We start from the raw sequence: 15,631 nt of genomic DNA on the forward strand, positions 1-15,631 counted from the left end.
AAGCTCACGACCGTACGGATTTCGATACCAACCGATGCGGCGGCGCGCCCGGAAATCTGCCAACCTATGGCCTTTCCCGCTGTCTGACCCGTGCCCCACCACCAGGAGAGCTTCCCGATGCCCCGCCGCTGGCTACCCGCCTTGCTGTTGGCCGCCGCCCTGCCGCTGCACGCCGCCGAATCCAAACCCACCTACGGTCCGGAACTGGAGCGCTTCAACTACTCCTACCCGGTCGGTCACTACAGCTTCGCGTCCCAGGGTCACCACATGCACATGGCCTACATCGACGTGAAGCCCAAGAAGCAGCCCAACGGCCGCACCGTGGTGCTGCTGCACGGCAAGAACTTCTGCGCCGGCACCTGGGAAACCACCATCGCCGCCCTGAGCGATGCCGGCTACCGCGTGGTGGCGCCGGACCAGATCGGCTTCTGCAAATCCACCAAGCCCGAGCGCTACCAGTACAGCTTCCAGCAACTGGCGACCAACACCCACGCCCTGCTCGAGCACCTGAAGGTCGGCAAGATCACCCTGCTGGGCCACTCCACCGGCGGCATGCTTGCCACGCGCTACGCGCTGATGTACCCGCAGCAGGTCGAGCAGCTGGCCATGGTCAACCCCATCGGCCTGGAAGACTGGAAAGCCCTGGGCGTGCCCTACCGCACCCCGGACCAGTGGTACGAGCGCGAGCTGAAGACCAGCGCCGAAGGCATCCGCCAGTATGAGCAGGCGACCTACTACGCCGGCCAGTGGAAGCCCGAGTACGACAAGTGGGTGAACATGCTCGCCGGCCTGTTCAACGGCGCCGGCCACGAGCGCGTGGCGTGGAACTCGGCACTGCTCTACGACATGATCTTCACCCAGCCGGTGGTTTACGAGTTCGGCCAGCTGAAGATGCCGACCCTGCTGCTGATCGGCACCAGGGACAACACCGCCATCGGCAAGGACCTGGCCCCCGCCGAGCTGAAAGCCAAGCTGGGCAACTACGCCGAACTGGGCAAGGCCACCGCCAAGGCCATCCCCAACGCGACCCTCGTGGAGTTCGACGACATGGGCCACGCGCCGCAGATCCAGGACCCGAAGCGCTTCCACGAGGCGCTGCTCAAGGGGCTGGCGGACCTGAAGCACTGATCGATGTGCCGGGTTAGTTGAACGTAGGATGGCGTGGAGCGAAGCGATACCCATCGATTCGCCCCACCATCAGCATGGGTATCGCTGCGCTCCACCCATCCTACAAGTGCGCTCCAGCGCGGACGCAGCCCCAACAAAAACGCCGGCTCCCTTCCCAGGGAGCCGGCGTTTTTGTTCAGGCGGGCAATCAGCCCAGGTTCTTGCCCAGCAGCGCGTGGTACAGCTCGCTGTCGCCGAGCACGCCGACCACGCGGCTCTGCTCCTGCAGCACCAGCTTGTGGCCGGTCTGGTAGCGGATCTGCAGCGCGTCGCGCATGCGGATGTTGACGTCCACCAGGGTCGGCTCGTGCTTGAGCTTCTCCACCGGGTCGCCCGGGCGCCATTGCTGCAGGTCGATGATGTTGCTGCCCTGGCGAGCGGTCTTGATCTGGTTCGACTCGGTCAGGCCCAGCCAGCAGTCGCGGCCCTGGTCGAAGCACACCTCGTCGGCCTGGCGGCGGCACTGGTCCAGGCCACGCATCAGGCTGGAACCGCACAGCACGTTGAGCGGGTTGGTGTGGGCGACGAAGGTGCGCACATAGTCGTCCGCCGGGCTGAGCACGATTTCCTCGGGCTTGCCGTGCTGGATGATGCGGCCGTCCTTCATGATCGCAATGCGCGTACCGATCTTCAGCGCCTCGTCCAGGTCGTGGCTGACGAAGACGATGGTCTTGTGCAGCTGACGCTGCAGCACCAGCAGTTCATCCTGCAGCTGCTGGCGGATCAGCGGGTCCAGTGCGGAGAAGGGTTCGTCCATCAGCAGGATGTCGCCGTCCATGGCCAGCGCGCGGGCCAGGCCGACGCGCTGCTGCATGCCGCCGGACAGCGAATCCGGGCGCTTGTCACGCCATTGCGACAGGCCGACCAGCTCGAGCTTCTCGTCGATCACCTTCTTCCGCTCGTTGGCCGGGCGGCCCTGCATCTCCAGGCCGAAGCCGATGTTCTCGGCCACGGTCAGCCAGGGCATCAGCGCGAACTTCTGGAACACCATGGCGATGCGCTTGGTACGCATGGTCTTGAGCGCCGCCGGCGAGCAGTTGGCGATATCCACCTGCTGGCCTTCGTGCTCGATCAGCAGCTTGCCGCGGCTGACCCGGTTGAGGCCGTTGATGCAGCGCAGCAGGCTGGACTTGCCCGAGCCCGACAGGCCCATCATCACGCAGATTTCGCCGCGTTCGACATCCAGGCAGGCATCCTCGACACCCAGCACCTGGCCGGTGCGCTTGAGGATTTCCTCGCGGCCCAGGCCCTGATCCAGCAGCTTGAGCGCTTCCTTGGTGTGGGTGCCGAAAATCACATCCACATGTTCGAATCGAATCGCCGACATAGTACTTACCTCCCCCGCAGCGAACGTTGCTTGCACACCCGGTCGAGCAGGATGGCGAGCAGGACGATGGCCAGACCGGCCTCGAAGCCGAGGGAAATGTCCGCCGTGTTGAGCGCGTTGACCACCGGCTTGCCGAGGCCATCAGCACCCACCAGCGCGGCGATAACCACCATCGACAGCGACAACATGATGCATTGGGTGATCCCCGCACCGATGCTCGGCATGGCGTGCGGCAACTCGATGCGCGTCAGCAGTTGCCAGCGCGAACAGCCGAAGGCCTTGCCGGCGTCCAACAGCTCCGCCGGCACGTCCTGGATACCCAGGCAGGTGAGGCGGATGGGCGCGGCGATGGCGAAGATCACCGTGGAGATCAGACCCGGAACCACACCCAGGCCGAACAGGGTCAGGGTGGGGATCAGGTAGACGAAGGTGGGCACCGTCTGCATCAAATCCAGCAGCGGCCTCAGCCCGGTGTAGAACCAGGGCTTGTGCGCCGCCAGGATGCCCAGCGGCACCCCGACGGCAATGCACACCACCGTGGCGAAGATCACCTGCGCCAGGGTCTCCATGGTTTCCTGCCAGTACCCCAGGTTGAGGATCAGCAGCAGCGAGGCCAGGGCGAATACGGCAAGGCCCCAGCTGCGCTGGATGTAGAACACCAGGAAGACCAGCAGCGCGATCAGCGCCAGCGGGTTGAACCAGAGCAGGCTGTTGGTGACGCCGTGGATGAGGAACTCGAGGGTGTCGGAAATCTTGTCGAACACCGACGCGCCATGTTGCGTGAGCCAGTCGACGAAGGCGGCGATATGCTCGCCCAGCGGTAACTTGTGGTCAGTCAGAAACATAATGCGGGCCCATCAGAAGCTTGAGGAATCGGCCAACGGCAATGCTTTCGGCACTTACTTAGCGAATGCCACCTTGGCTGCCGCCAAGGCCGGTTTGCCGTCACGGGTGGTCACGCCGGCGAGCCAGGCGTCGAGCAGTTCCGGATGGTCCTTCAACCAGGCTTTTGCCGCCTCTTCGGGCTTCTTGCCCCCGTTGAGCACGGCGTCCATGAGTTTGTTTTCCATGTCCAGGGTGAAGGTCAGGTTGGTCAGCAGCTTGCCGACGTTGGAGCATTCCTGGACGTAACCCTTGCGCACGTTGGTGTAGATGGTCGCGCCGCCGTAGTTGGGGCCGAACACGTCATCGCCGCCTTCGAGGTACTTCATCTTGAAGCGGGTGTTCATCGGGTGCGGTTCCCAGCCCAGGAACACGATCCACTGGTTGCGGCGGTCGGCGCGCCCGACCTGCGAGAGCATGCCCGCCTCGCTGGACTCCACCAGCTTGAACTTGCCCAGGTCGAACTGGTTCTTGTCCAGCATGCCCTGGACCAGGCGGTTGCCGTCGTTGCCCGGCTCGATGCCGTAGATCTTGTTGCCCAGCTTGTCGGCGTACTTGCTGATATCCGCGAAGGACTTCAGCCCGCCGTCGTAAGCGGCCTGGGTCACGGCCAGGGTGTACTTGGCGCCCTCGAGGTTGGCTTTCACCGTCTCCACCGAGCCATTGTCGGCGTAGGGCTTGATGTCGTTGGCCATGCTCGGCATCCAGTTGCCGAGGAAGACGTCGAGATCCTTGTTCGCCAGCGACTTGTAGGTCACCGGCACGGACAACATGGTCACCTTGGTGGTGTAGCCAAGCGACTCGAGCACCTGACGGGTAGTAGCGGTGGTCACGGTGATGTCGGTCCAGCCGACGTCGGAGAAGCGAACCGTGCCGCACGACTCAGGTTCAGCGGCCTGAACCGCCAGCGGTGCACAAACGGACACAGCAGCCAGCAGCAAAGACTTGCAACCTTTCATGAGCGTACTCCTCTGCGGGGTGGGGCGACGGCGCTACGCGCATGGGGCGCGGCGGTCTGAAAATTATGGGTGGGACCTCAGGCACAGGTCCTTTTGTTGTCATTTCGTAAACGATCATGGAACAGGAAAATTTCGTCGCCTACCGGGTGGGTCGCATCCAGTGCAGGCGAAGTCGTATTCAGCACCAGGCATGTCGCATCCAGTGGAAAGGCCCGGTTCGAGCGACTTCCAGAGGCCCGGATCATTCCATGGCGGCGGTTTTCTGGCCCCCTGGCACCGCGCCGGATGTGCTCGGAGCGACACCCTGCAACCAGCCGTCGAGCACCTGCGGGTTGGCCTTCAGCCAACTCTTGGCGGCCTGGCGGGGATTGCGTCGCTCGTTGAGCACCGCATCCATCAGCTGGTTCTCCATCGCCAGGTCGAATTTCAGGTTCTTCAGCAGCCGCGCGACATTGGGGCACTCCTGAAGATAGCCTGCTCTGACGTTGGTGAAGACCGTCGCACCGCCATAGTTGGGACCGAAGTAGGAATCCCCTCCCTCCAGATAGTTCATTTGGATTCGGGTATTCATCGGGTGCGGCTCCCAGCCCAGGAACACGATGGGCTGCTTCAAGGCCCCGGCTCGCTTGACGTAGGCCAGCATGTCGGCCTCGCTGGATTCCACCAGCTTGAAGTCGCCCAGGCCGAAGGCTTTCTCCTTGATCATCTTCTGGATCAGCTGGTTGCCGTCGTTGCCCGGCTCGATGCCGTAGAGTCGCCCGCCCAGCTGCTCCTTGAATTTTGCGATATCGGCAAAAGTCTTCAGGCCCGCCTCATAGGCATAGCGCGGCACCGCCAGGGTGTACTTGGCGCCTTCGAGGTTGGCGCCCACGGTTTCCACCTGGCCCTTGTCGGCGAAAGGCTTGATGTCGTTCGCCATGCTCGGCATCCAGTTGCCGAGGAACACGTCGATCTTCTTCTCCGTCATCGCCTTGTAGGTGTCCGGCACCGACAGCCGCACCACCTGCGTGCGGTAGCCCTGGTGGCTGAGCACCAGGCGGGTCACCGCAGTGGTTACGGTGATGTCGGTCCAGCCGACATCGGCGAAGCGCACCACGGCGCAGGATTCGGGTTCGGCGGCGCGCGCAGCGCCCGGTAGTACCACGGATAACGCCAACAGCGACGACACAAGACTCTTCATGAGACCAGCCTCTGACTGCGGAGAATGGGGGTGGATACGGGCGAACGCGGCCGTTCGTCGGTGGCGGATCATGGAACAGCGAAGCCGCCCACGCCTATCGACCGGTCGTGGTTCGCGGCGCTCGCGTCGTAAAGAGGCAAGCTTTCGTCGGCCCCGGAACAGGTGGCTTCGCGCCCCGCACCGACGGGGTGCACAGGCGGCGTTATTGGATACGGCCGCGTCGCCGATGGACGCAGCCGGCGCCGGACTTGGGTCGATGATGGCCGGGCATCGCGGGCACAGGGACGTGCCTATCCCCCACTCTCATGGACGTGCAGCTCGCCCGGAGTCCGGCATGGCAATCAGTGTGTTCGACCTGTTCAAGATCGGTATCGGCCCTTCCAGTTCGCACACGGTCGGCCCCATGCGCGCCGCCGCACTGTTCGTCGGCGCCGTGCGCGAACGGCAGATGCTCGAACGCACCAGCCGCGTGGAAGTGCGCCTGTACGGCTCGCTGTCCGCCACCGGCGTCGGCCACGGCACCGACCGCGCCGTCATCATGGGCCTGATGGGCGAATGGCCGGACCGCATCGACCCCAGCCAGATCGAACCGCGCATGGCGCAGCTGCGCAGCAGCGGCGAACTGCTGCTGGCCGGCAGCCGGGCGGTCCCCTTCGACTGGGTCCGCGACATGCGCCTGCTCGAAGAGAACCTGCCCTATCACCCCAACGCCATGCGTCTGACCGCCATCGAAGGCGACCACGTGCTGCACAGCGACACCTACTACTCCATCGGCGGCGGCTTCGTGGTCGACGAGGAACAGGCCGCCTCCGGCAGTCTCGACACCGACAACACCGTGCTGCCCTACGACTTCGCCAGCGCCGCCGAACTGCTCATGCTCTGCCGCCGCCACAACCTGCGCGTGTCCGAGCTGATGATGGCCAACGAGCGCATGTGGCGCAGCGAAACCGACATCCGCGAAGGCCTCAGGAGCATCTGGCAGGCCATGCGCGACTGCGTGGAAAACGGCCTGCGCCACGAAGGCATTCTTCCCGGCGGCCTCAACGTGCAGCGCCGCGCCGCGCGCCTGCACCGCAACCTGCAGGAAATCGGCAAGCCCAACGTCATCGGCTCGACCCTCTCGGCCATGGAATGGGTCAACCTCTTCGCCCTCGCGGTGAACGAGGAAAACGCCGCCGGCGGGCGCATGGTCACCGCGCCTACCAACGGCGCGGCCGGCATCATCCCGGCGGTGCTGCACTACTACATGCGCTTCAACCCCGACGCCAGCGACGACGACGTCACCAACTACCTCCTGGCCGCCGCCGCCGTCGGCATCCTGTGCAAGAAGAACGCCTCCATCTCCGGCGCCGAAGTCGGCTGCCAGGGCGAAGTCGGCTCCGCCTGCGCCATGGCCGCGGCGGGCCTCGCCGAAGTGCTCGGCGCCTCCCCCGAACAGGTGGAGAACGCCGCCGAGATCGGCCTGGAACACAACCTGGGCCTGACCTGCGACCCGGTCGGTGGCCTCGTCCAGGTGCCCTGCATCGAACGCAACGCCATCGCCGCGGTGAAGGCCATCAACGCCGCGCAGATGGCCCTGCGCGGCGACGGCCAGCACTTCATCAGCCTCGACCAGGTGATCCGCACCATGCGCAACACCGGCGCCGACATGCACGACAAGTACAAGGAAACCTCGCGCGGCGGATTGGCCGTCAGCATCATCGAGTGCTGACCCTCAATCGACCACGCCAGCCCCGGCGCGCCCCCCGATGGCGCAAGCGGTACGCCCGTCCCGACCAGACAACGGGCGTTACCGTTCCGGGCACAGCACCACCGGCGCCGTGACCGGTGAGTGCTACCAAAAACCCCAGGCCACGATCCATGCGTATTTGCGACCATCGAGGCGTCGCATTCCGGACCTGCAAAAACGGCATTCCCATGCCGTTTTCTTTTTTAGTTGAACGCCCATTCAACCTAGGCACGGCATTTGCCTTGTCATAGGCAGCGAGAAAAGAGGAACCGCCCGGGCCAACCCCGAGGCCGACTCCCGAACAGAACAACAAGCATAAGAAACGCCTCCCGTGAGGCGACTGTGACTAGCGTGAGGTGACTGAATGAACGCGTTCAACCCCGGAGTTCCCCCGCAAAACCGAGCTCCGCAGTCCATCGGCTTCCTGCTGCTGGACAACTTCACCCTGATCTCCCTGGCCTCGGCGGTGGAACCGCTGCGCATGGCCAACCAGCTCTCCGGACGCGAACTCTACCGCTGGCACACCCTGAGCCTCGACGGCCGCCAGGTCTGGGCCAGCGACGGCCTGCAGATCACCCCCGACGCGGCCTGCGACGGCGCCCCGCAGATGGACGTGCTGATCGTGGTCGGCGGCGTCGGCATCCAGCGCAGCGTCACACGCGAACACACCACCTTCCTCCAGGCCCAGGCGCGCCTGGGTCGCAAGCTCGGCGCCGTGTGCACCGGCAGCTGGGCCCTGGCCCGCGCCGGCCTGCTCGACGGCTACGACTGCTCGGTGCACTGGGAATGCCTGGCCGCCATGCAGGAAGCCTTCCCCCGCGTGGCCATGAGCACCCGGCTGTTCTCCATCGACCGCAACCGCTTCACCTCCTCCGGCGGCACCGCGCCGATGGACATGATGCTGCACCTGATCGGCCGCGAGCACGGCCGCGAACTCTCGGCGGCGATCTCCGAAATGTTCATCTACGAGCGCATCCGCAACGAACAGGACCACCAGCGCGTGCCGCTCAAGCACATGCTCGGCACCAACCAGCCCAAGCTGCAGGAAATCGTCGCGCTGATGGAAGCCAACCTCGAGGAGCCCATCGACCTCGACGAACTGGCCGTCTACGTCAACGTCTCACGCCGCCAGCTCGAGCGCCTGTTCCAGAAGTACCTGCACTGCTCGCCGTCGCGCTACTACCTCAAGCTGCGCCTGATCCGCGCGCGCCAGCTGCTCAAGCAGACCTCGATGTCGATCATCGAAGTCGCCTCGGTCTGCGGCTTCGTCTCCACCCCGCACTTCTCCAAGTGTTACCGCGAATACTTCGGCATCCCGCCGCGCGACGAGCGCCAGGGCCAGCCGATCGGCCAGCCGGTCATGGTCATGCCCATCCCGCAGGACCTCGCCCTCATGCCCAACTCCTCGGCCATCTCCGCGCTCAGCCAGGCTCAGGGCGAATCCACCTTCGCCAGCGTGCGCGTGCTCTGACGACACCCTGGAGCAACACGAAGGGGAGGCCACCGGCCTCCCCTTTTTCATTCCTGTGACGCATTGCTCCCCATCATTCAGATTCGTCTGAATCGCAAAGCGCCGAGAATCTCGCAGTCTCCGAACGGTCGGCCCCAGCCGGCAAGCTTTGGAGCCACGAGACACATGGATACCGCCCTCGAATACCTGGCGCGGCGCACGCGGGAGCTGTATCGCACGGCCATCGAACTGAACCGCTCGACGCTGACCGGCATCCAGCTGCTGCGCCAACTCGAACGCCTGCGCCCGGAAATCTTCGACGTCAGCCGCCAGCTCGCCGACCTCCTCGGCGAACAGGCCAACGCGCTCGCCCAGGCCCGGGCCGACAAGGCGCAAATGCTCATCCTCGCCCTCCACCGCCGGCTGCTCAGCGGCTACTGGCACCTGCTGCGGACCCGCCGCGCCGAGCGCAAGACCGCCGCCCTGCTGATGCAACGCATGGTGCGCAGCCTCCAGGAAGTCCACTGCAACTGCCTGCAGAACCAGCACCCGGCACCGCCCGGCCTGTGGCACCTGCTGCACCAGCTGTACGGGCGCGCCCTGCGGCTGGAAGTCCAGCACCTGCCCATCAGCGACGGCGAAGCCTTCGAACCGCGCAGCCAGACCATCGCGGGGGGCTACCTGCATTGCCTGCTCATCGCCGGCTCCCGGCCGCTGGAGATACCCGCAGAGAGCCTGCCGGCGCTGATCGAATCCACCCAGGTCTTCGCCTCCATCGTCCACATCCAGCCGGAACAGCCGGGCAACGCCTGGCGGCTCGACCGCGAGAGCGACCGTCCCTTCCGCGATCCGGGCGCCGCGAGCAGCAGCGGCGGTCTCGCCCTGAAGCTCGACGAACTGCTGGACATGCTCAGGCGCTTCGTTGCGGCCAGCAACGGCGACGCGGGTTTCGATCTCAACGCCCATCTGCTCGCCTGCTGGAGCACGACAGAGGCAGCCCCTGGTCCCTGGCAGGTGTGCCGAGGCATCGCGGCCCTGCTCGCCCAGCTCGGCGTCGCCGAGGACACCGGCCTCGATGCCCGCCACTTCCAGCGCCAGCAGCACGAGAGCGACGTCTGGTCCCACCACGCCAGCGGCCGCGGCGGACTGGACGAGACGGTCGCGCACCAGGACGACATCGAGTTCAGCCCACCCACGCCCGTCCCCAGCCTTCCGCCCACCCTACCGCTGGACCAGCCCCACACGAGCGGGCAACACTTCAGTGGGCACTGGGAAGACTCGCCGCCACCGGCCGTTGGCGAACTGCTGGGCCTCCTCCTGACTCCCGGCGGCGCCTGGCAACTGGCCCAGGTGGAAAGCCTCCGCCTGCTCGGCGGCGACCGCTATGAACTGCGCGGCGCGTGGCTGTCCGCACAACCACGCCCGTGCCGCCTCAGCCTGCGCAGCAAATTCCAGGAAAGCGCTCCCCACCACGCCCTGCTGCTCCCCGATGCGACCCCACTCCGCGTGCTCTGCCCGACACTCCCGCTGGAGGCGGGCCGAAAGGTCACGGTGGAAGATCAGGGCCGACACTTTATGGCCTTGCTGGGAGAACCGGCCGGCAACACCTTCGCGCTTACACCACTGGAAGTGGCCGCCGACCCGCCCTGATACCTGAGCCCGAGACACACCCTCGCCCGCCGGAGAGGGTGTTGCTACTGGAGCGACCAGCCCTATTCCCGCCCGTCCAGCTCCATCAACCGCGCCGCATCGGTAAACCGCACCCACAACCGCCCCTGCCAATCCAGCAAGGCAATGTGCTGCCCCTGCACCTCCCGGAACTTGTGGCGCGGCAACAGCGCGTTGTCCTGCTGCGCCGCGCGCAGCGCCGGCACCACCTCGTTGCTCAACCACTGCCGCAGGCTGCGGTTCTCCGGGTGGTACAGGTGCAACAACAGCAGCGCATACACCCCGCTCTCGCTCACCAGCCACTCATCCTCCGCCGCGCCGGCCAGGCGCTCCCGGCGCGACTGGTCCGGCTCCAGCCTGCGCACCAACTCCGCTCCGCGCGTGCTCGCGGTCAGCTTCGTCAGATCGCGCAGCACGAACCACGGCTGCTGATCCAGCAGCACGCCGCGCAACTGGCGGTTGTAGCGCACGAAAGATTGGGTATTCAGGCCGTGTTCGGCCGGGAAGGACATCGACGTCATCATGCAGAAGCTCCTTGCTCAAGACAGGAAGCCGCCGCCCGAAACATCCGAAATAAGGGAGGCGGACCGTGCAAGGGTGGAAAACCAGCTCAACACACAAAACCGGCCGGACCGAAGTCCGCCTCACACGGTCCGCCATAGACAACCAGCGTCAATCCGGCCCGGTTGGGCCAGATTTCCTCTGCTATGGCGATGTGTGTTGAGTACAGGTTTCCACACCTGACCACGCCGAAACGTGGTGCCAGGAACGCTACGCAGAGGGCTTGTAGGACCGCAACGCCGGCGCAGTGTAGGGAAACTCCCGCGTTGACCGGAGCAGAAACCCGCCCCCGCCAGGGATTTGCCTCACCCGGTGAAAGCCGTCTCAGGAACCCACCGACAGACGCGTAGGGCGCATAACCCGGAACGGGTTATCCGCCAGGACGGCGGATAACGCCTCAGGCGTTATTCGCCCTACCCAGGCTATCGAGCCACGGAGCCTTTGTAGGAGCGGGCCATGCCCGCGACCGCGCCCATGGGGCGCTCCTGCAGGTTGCCTCTCAGCGCACCAGACTGAGCTGCCACGACACCCCGAACCTGTCGCTCACCCAGCCAAAGCGCGGGCTGAAGCCGTAGTCGCCCAACGGCATATACACGCGCCCACCCTCCGCCAGCACCGCGAAAATCCGCTCCAGCACATCCCCCGACTCGACCTCCACGAAGATCGAACTGGACGGCGTGAAATCGAAGTCATGCTTCACCGGGCTGTCCGAACACAGGAATGCCTGCCCGCACACCTCGAACCGCGCCACCTTGATCGTCCCCTCCGGCCCCGGCTCACCGGCGCCGTAGCGCTCCACGTGCACCACGCGGGAGTTGGGAAAAGTAGCGCGGTACAAATCCAGCGCCGCCTGCGCGACGCCTCCCTGGAACATGAGGAAGGGAGTGGCTGTGGTCATGACGGCTCTCCTGTGGAGAAAAGGGCCAGTCTAGGTCACGAGGCACTAGACCAGGCGCAGAGCGATGAAGCACTCACCGCGCTGGAGCTAACCTCAGCAGACCAGCAGACGCGGCTTGAACTGCACGAGCTCCGCTTTCTCCCGGATTACTTGCGCACCGTTTCGTAGTCGTAATGTTCATTTTTTACACAAAGGTCAGTTTTGACTTCCCGAACATCTTGCGGCGAACCAACACCACTTAACTCACTGACGGTCAATTTGCAGGTCGTCACCAGAAACTGTGGTTTCTCGAACACAAATTTCACCTCATAGTCCTTCCCGGCCTCGGGGTTGAGGGATACCGGCGATGGATAGCATGACGCACTACCTTCCTGGCTATGCATCGAATAGTTGATCGACAAGACCGAGGGCTTTCCCACCGGGATCACGACTTCGTCGTACCCCAGTCGATCGCTTTTGAGTGCTTCTGTGGTCTTGGAAGTCGGCATTCCAATGACCTTATTTCTATAGTCTTCCGCCTTCATGCCACGCAGATCGGTGTCCCGCCACAATATGTAGGACTCCTTGTTTTCATACACTCGCAGGTAGGTTTTCTTGTCGGTGGCCTTGCCGGGATGGAAATCCTCACAAGCCGCTCCAGGCTGATAGGATGAGTAGTATTCTGGCGAAGAGAAGAAGCGGACGCGTGCTGTGGAGGCAGGGTCATATTTTGCAGCCTCCGCGTCATTTCTTACATTCATCTTTTCATAGCTGCAGCCCTGAACCAGTGTTACCAGCAGAGCAACAGCAAGGATTGCCAATGCTTTCCCGTTCAAGACCTTGATCGACAACAACATGAATAAATTTCCTTCTTCCTGGTTATCAGGTTGTTCCAACACCGCCGCTGTGCGTCACATATCATGGGAATAAAAACTGTCACCGCTTGCCCTTCAACGGCACCGATAAGGACTTTCGCCTTTCAATTCATCGCCCGTTTTGTTATCTCGAATAACAACGGTCGCCACAGAAGGAATTCCACACAAGGCATTTCGGACAGTATATATCCCTGAACCTTCAGCAATATTCTTCCTATCTCCCATCACTACTTCGCCATTTGTATCGTAGGCCGTCAACTGATAATAACCGGACAGCGTCATACAGCCTGTCAGTAGCGCTGAACCAATAGCTAGCAAGCACAGATTCTTTGTAAGCATCACTCAGTAAACCTCCAATCAAAATGAGAAGAGAAAAATAGGAAAGGCTCTCCCTTTTCTCTAGCGCTGACTTAGGTTTCGTTTTTATTAGAAAAAACCTTTCGCCTCTTAACCCTCAATCAGCACTTAATCATATCCGCCGCGCTGTATCTCTTTTGCCTTTTTCTTGCTACGGCGTTTAAATAGACTCAGAAGCCCTTCAAGAGCAAAATAAACAGGAAATAATATCAAAATAAATGCAATGGGATTCTTGAAATCAAAGAATCTTTCCAGCTTACCGGCAATCAGGCCGGAAACGATCATAAGAAGAACAAATCGAATACCAGAAACCAACGACGACATGTATTCATTAAGCAATCCATCAGGCTTCATTTGAAACTCCTGCCACGCGAAATTTAACCAGCGAACACCCCACTCCGCCCCCTTTTGTTACTTTTCTTTTTTCTCAACCCCTTCCAGACTTAAAGTAATTTACTGCAAAAACAACTCCTAGAAAGAAGGTCATTAAGTACTTCACCACCATTTCCAATCTCTCGAAGAGAACCGTTAAAAATTCTCTCCAAAACACCTACCAACTGCTCAGGGATTAAGCTTTCTAAATCTTCAATCTCACACCCCCTCTCAACAAGATCAATTAAGCCTCCTGCGCACCCTGACTGTTCTAGCAAAGAAACCATGTATGGTGAAAATAGTATCCTCTCTGCCTCAGGCACAGTTAGAACCTTTTCCTTGAGCGCTAACGCAACACCAGCCGCAACTATAGAGAAAAACTTATTTAAGTCACTGACATCCGCTGTATCCAAAAGAAATTTTTCATCTGCCTGCATTGCTCCACCCAGATTTGACTTTGACATCGAACACCTTCCCGCTTTGGCTTTGGAAATAATGCACCGAAACTCTATTTCCAATCGCATCAAACCAATCTTTGTAAATCTTCTTCCAGTCGCCCGGCTCCACCTTTCTTAACTCTGAGAGGAGACCCGTTTCTTTAGAAAAGTGTTAGAAAAAGGGGACAGATTTATTTTCTGCACTCTAATCCTGACTCGCCAGCCACTTTTAGATTATAAAAATAAATCTGTCCCCTTTTCAGTCCGCTCCTCTTTTTGCTTGCTCTCGCTTATTCCTTTGGAAAACAAAAAATAGAAGCTAAATCATTGCAGAATTTCTTCATGTCAAGGAGATCAATTTCCGCCTCAAAGCCAAAATATACATTTGATGATTCATCATCTTTTCCTCCAAGATTAAACATAAAGCTTATAAAGAAGTATCCGTCATCGGTGCTCTGAGCCTCCCCCGCCAAAAAGCCAATTTGAAAATCACTCTCCAAGGGCATATAGAAATATGGGACAAAAGACTCCCCCTCAACTATTGCGGCCACGCGAGAGTCATAGCAATCCAGCAATCTTGAAACATCAGCTTTATATAGTCGACAGTTGAATTCTCTATTCAGTAGTCCAGAATACTTGCCGTCAAACTCACATTTTATTGAAAAATCAACTAACCCTTCCGAGGGATAAGAAGCCTCTTCGCAAAAGGATAAGGCTCCTGCACTGCTTTTAAGCTCTATGTTCATTTTCTCCACTTCTAGCGAAAAAGGGACAGATCTACTTTCCGTACTCTAACCCTGGCTCACAATTCGGATTTAGAGCGCAGGGATAAATCTGCCCCCTTTTTAGGCCCCCAAGATATCATCGGTAGGCAAGTCAGCTTTACTTCTATCCTTCGCCTAACGACACCTCAGTTTTTTTAATATACGCAGCCCAGTTTTCATACAACCTATTTTGATTTTCCTTTAACGTATGTTGCTGTGGCTGATAACTTTCAGAAGTCGGCATATAGCGGACAAAACTCTCTATTTCCACAGGAAAATCGAAATCTTCGTAAATCAACTCCACCTAACCTAGCGGGTCCTCAATTTCGCATTTTTTTTCAAACAACCACTTCAGCGCGATAAAAAGCCATTTACTTTTACTATCAAAAACTGGAGAGCCACGATCTGTGACATTGACAAGATTATTTAAGCAGACCCTAATGTCAAAAGAATCATTCATCAGAGCTAGATCAAGCTCTAAATCATGATAAACACCAAGCTCCAAGTGATGATTTGCGAGACCAACTACAAACTCATCACTGATCAAATTAAACTCAAGCGCCCAAAGCACGTCCCTCCAAAGGATGAACTTCAAACTATACAAATACGAAAACGGAACTTCTGGAAAATACATAGTCATTTAACCTTCAGTGGACGCTGATTAGGGCGGCCATTTATAGTGCCATTTTCGATAAATCTCTGATACGTCACATTCTCGGCGGGGTCGATAATATCCTCATAGACGCCAAGTTTTCCATTCAGATCTCCCACTGTTTGTAGCAGAACTCGCTCAACTCCATCACCTCCAACCAGTGTGAACACTTTTCCCGCTGCTAATTGATCTTTGGATAGATGGCTTGCTGCTATATGATGGGCTGATCTCTCCCGTCAGCGGGTCTGCCCACTGGCAAAGAATCTCCGGAGGCGGGGATTAAAAGGCGCTATAGCGTGCCGATTCTGGGGATCCTGCTAGTGCGGCTCATCGCTACGCATCGACGACGGCCGCATTAGAGAAAAAGGGGACAT

General features: G+C 60.3%; 15 protein-coding genes and 1 pseudogene. 4 read left to right on the forward strand and 12 right to left on the reverse strand.

Going from position 1 to position 15,631, the window contains the following annotated elements; all coding sequences use genetic code 11:
- The first annotated feature begins 117 nt into the window (after nucleotides 1-117).
- A complete protein-coding gene (locus ABKS89_RS30275; protein ID WP_348588824.1) occupies nucleotides 118-1,128 on the forward strand; it encodes an alpha/beta fold hydrolase in 1,011 nt (336 codons plus the stop codon).
- A gap of 187 nt (nucleotides 1,129-1,315) precedes the next feature.
- Here ABKS89_RS30275 and choV read toward each other — a convergent pair whose 3' ends face one another.
- The 4 genes from choV to ABKS89_RS30295 form a co-directional block, all read right to left on the reverse strand.
- Nucleotides 1,316-2,494 (reverse strand): choline ABC transporter ATP-binding protein, encoded by a 1,179-nt coding sequence (choV, locus tag ABKS89_RS30280; protein WP_045213877.1) that lies wholly within the window; start codon nucleotides 2,492-2,494, stop codon nucleotides 1,316-1,318.
- A 5-nt stretch (nucleotides 2,495-2,499) separates the two neighbouring features.
- A complete protein-coding gene (gene choW, locus ABKS89_RS30285) occupies nucleotides 2,500-3,339 on the reverse strand; it encodes a choline ABC transporter permease subunit (protein WP_081519043.1) in 840 nt (279 codons plus the stop codon).
- Between the two features lie 54 nt (nucleotides 3,340-3,393).
- The gene (locus ABKS89_RS30290; RefSeq protein WP_138213546.1) at nucleotides 3,394-4,335 is read right to left on the reverse strand and encodes a choline ABC transporter substrate-binding protein; all 942 of its coding nucleotides are present in this window, start codon (nucleotides 4,333-4,335) and stop codon (nucleotides 3,394-3,396) included.
- A gap of 241 nt (nucleotides 4,336-4,576) precedes the next feature.
- On the reverse strand, nucleotides 4,577-5,515 hold the full coding sequence (locus tag ABKS89_RS30295; protein WP_348588823.1) for a choline ABC transporter substrate-binding protein: 939 nt from the start codon (nucleotides 5,513-5,515) through the stop codon (nucleotides 4,577-4,579).
- A gap of 334 nt (nucleotides 5,516-5,849) precedes the next feature.
- Here ABKS89_RS30295 and ABKS89_RS30300 point away from each other — a divergent pair, with 334 nt between their 5' ends.
- From ABKS89_RS30300 to ABKS89_RS30310, 3 genes are all read left to right on the forward strand, one after another.
- Nucleotides 5,850-7,226 carry an L-serine ammonia-lyase gene (locus ABKS89_RS30300; RefSeq protein ID WP_348588822.1) on the forward strand — a complete coding sequence of 459 codons (1,377 nt, stop codon included), beginning with the start codon at nucleotides 5,850-5,852 and terminating at the stop codon, nucleotides 7,224-7,226.
- 382 nt (nucleotides 7,227-7,608) lie between these two features.
- Complete coding sequence (gene gbdR / locus ABKS89_RS30305; protein ID WP_138213539.1) at nucleotides 7,609-8,715, forward strand: choline metabolism transcriptional regulator GbdR; 1,107 nt, start codon at nucleotides 7,609-7,611, stop codon at nucleotides 8,713-8,715.
- Between the two features lie 165 nt (nucleotides 8,716-8,880).
- The gene (locus ABKS89_RS30310; protein ID WP_348588821.1) at nucleotides 8,881-10,344 is read left to right on the forward strand and encodes a cyclic-di-GMP receptor FimW-related protein; all 1,464 of its coding nucleotides are present in this window, start codon (nucleotides 8,881-8,883) and stop codon (nucleotides 10,342-10,344) included.
- Nucleotides 10,345-10,406: 62 nt separating this feature from the next.
- Here ABKS89_RS30310 and ABKS89_RS30315 read toward each other — a convergent pair whose 3' ends face one another.
- From ABKS89_RS30315 to ABKS89_RS30350, 8 genes and pseudogenes are all read right to left on the reverse strand, one after another.
- A complete protein-coding gene (locus ABKS89_RS30315; protein WP_348588820.1) occupies nucleotides 10,407-10,886 on the reverse strand; it encodes a BRO-N domain-containing protein in 480 nt (159 codons plus the stop codon).
- A 536-nt stretch (nucleotides 10,887-11,422) separates the two neighbouring features.
- Nucleotides 11,423-11,821 carry a VOC family protein gene (locus ABKS89_RS30320; protein ID WP_348588819.1) on the reverse strand — a complete coding sequence of 133 codons (399 nt, stop codon included), beginning with the start codon at nucleotides 11,819-11,821 and terminating at the stop codon, nucleotides 11,423-11,425.
- Nucleotides 11,822-11,967: 146 nt separating this feature from the next.
- Nucleotides 11,968-12,657 carry a hypothetical protein gene (locus ABKS89_RS30325; protein ID WP_192383518.1) on the reverse strand — a complete coding sequence of 230 codons (690 nt, stop codon included), beginning with the start codon at nucleotides 12,655-12,657 and terminating at the stop codon, nucleotides 11,968-11,970.
- Nucleotides 12,658-12,750: 93 nt separating this feature from the next.
- Nucleotides 12,751-13,014 (reverse strand): hypothetical protein, encoded by a 264-nt coding sequence (locus ABKS89_RS30330; RefSeq protein WP_138213530.1) that lies wholly within the window; start codon nucleotides 13,012-13,014, stop codon nucleotides 12,751-12,753.
- A gap of 126 nt (nucleotides 13,015-13,140) precedes the next feature.
- The gene (locus ABKS89_RS30335; protein WP_348588818.1) at nucleotides 13,141-13,386 is read right to left on the reverse strand and encodes a hypothetical protein; all 246 of its coding nucleotides are present in this window, start codon (nucleotides 13,384-13,386) and stop codon (nucleotides 13,141-13,143) included.
- An 89-nt stretch (nucleotides 13,387-13,475) separates the two neighbouring features.
- Complete coding sequence (locus ABKS89_RS30340; protein ID WP_171039383.1) at nucleotides 13,476-13,868, reverse strand: DUF3969 family protein; 393 nt, start codon at nucleotides 13,866-13,868, stop codon at nucleotides 13,476-13,478.
- A gap of 263 nt (nucleotides 13,869-14,131) precedes the next feature.
- On the reverse strand, nucleotides 14,132-14,587 hold the full coding sequence (locus ABKS89_RS30345) for a hypothetical protein (protein ID WP_138213523.1): 456 nt from the start codon (nucleotides 14,585-14,587) through the stop codon (nucleotides 14,132-14,134).
- Nucleotides 14,588-14,729: 142 nt separating this feature from the next.
- A pseudogene (locus ABKS89_RS30350) lies at nucleotides 14,730-15,245 on the reverse strand (DUF2247 family protein).
- Between the last annotated feature and the right edge of the window lie 386 nt (nucleotides 15,246-15,631).

Source organism: Pseudomonas sp. LABIM340, assembly GCF_040017195.2.
GTDB lineage: Bacteria > Pseudomonadota > Gammaproteobacteria > Pseudomonadales > Pseudomonadaceae > Pseudomonas.

Excerpts from the sequence above, each read along its gene's own strand:
- ABKS89_RS30275 (WP_348588824.1), top strand. The coding sequence starts at position 118 with ATGCCCCGCCGCTGGCTACCCGCCTTGCTGTTGGCCGCCGCCCTGCCG.
- choV (WP_045213877.1), bottom strand. The coding sequence starts at position 2,494 with ATGTCGGCGATTCGATTCGAACATGTGGATGTGATTTTCGGCACCCAC.
- choW (WP_081519043.1), bottom strand. The coding sequence starts at position 3,339 with ATGTTTCTGACTGACCACAAGTTACCGCTGGGCGAGCATATCGCCGCC.
- ABKS89_RS30290 (WP_138213546.1), bottom strand. The coding sequence starts at position 4,335 with ATGAAAGGTTGCAAGTCTTTGCTGCTGGCTGCTGTGTCCGTTTGTGCA.
- ABKS89_RS30295 (WP_348588823.1), bottom strand. The coding sequence starts at position 5,515 with ATGAAGAGTCTTGTGTCGTCGCTGTTGGCGTTATCCGTGGTACTACCG.
- ABKS89_RS30300 (WP_348588822.1), top strand. The coding sequence starts at position 5,850 with ATGGCAATCAGTGTGTTCGACCTGTTCAAGATCGGTATCGGCCCTTCC.
- gbdR (WP_138213539.1), top strand. The coding sequence starts at position 7,609 with ATGAACGCGTTCAACCCCGGAGTTCCCCCGCAAAACCGAGCTCCGCAG.
- ABKS89_RS30310 (WP_348588821.1), top strand. The coding sequence starts at position 8,881 with ATGGATACCGCCCTCGAATACCTGGCGCGGCGCACGCGGGAGCTGTAT.
- ABKS89_RS30315 (WP_348588820.1), bottom strand. The coding sequence starts at position 10,886 with ATGATGACGTCGATGTCCTTCCCGGCCGAACACGGCCTGAATACCCAA.
- ABKS89_RS30320 (WP_348588819.1), bottom strand. The coding sequence starts at position 11,821 with ATGACCACAGCCACTCCCTTCCTCATGTTCCAGGGAGGCGTCGCGCAG.
- ABKS89_RS30325 (WP_192383518.1), bottom strand. The coding sequence starts at position 12,657 with ATGTTGTTGTCGATCAAGGTCTTGAACGGGAAAGCATTGGCAATCCTT.
- ABKS89_RS30330 (WP_138213530.1), bottom strand. The coding sequence starts at position 13,014 with ATGCTTACAAAGAATCTGTGCTTGCTAGCTATTGGTTCAGCGCTACTG.
- ABKS89_RS30335 (WP_348588818.1), bottom strand. The coding sequence starts at position 13,386 with ATGAAGCCTGATGGATTGCTTAATGAATACATGTCGTCGTTGGTTTCT.
- ABKS89_RS30340 (WP_171039383.1), bottom strand. The coding sequence starts at position 13,868 with ATGTCAAAGTCAAATCTGGGTGGAGCAATGCAGGCAGATGAAAAATTT.
- ABKS89_RS30345 (WP_138213523.1), bottom strand. The coding sequence starts at position 14,587 with ATGAACATAGAGCTTAAAAGCAGTGCAGGAGCCTTATCCTTTTGCGAA.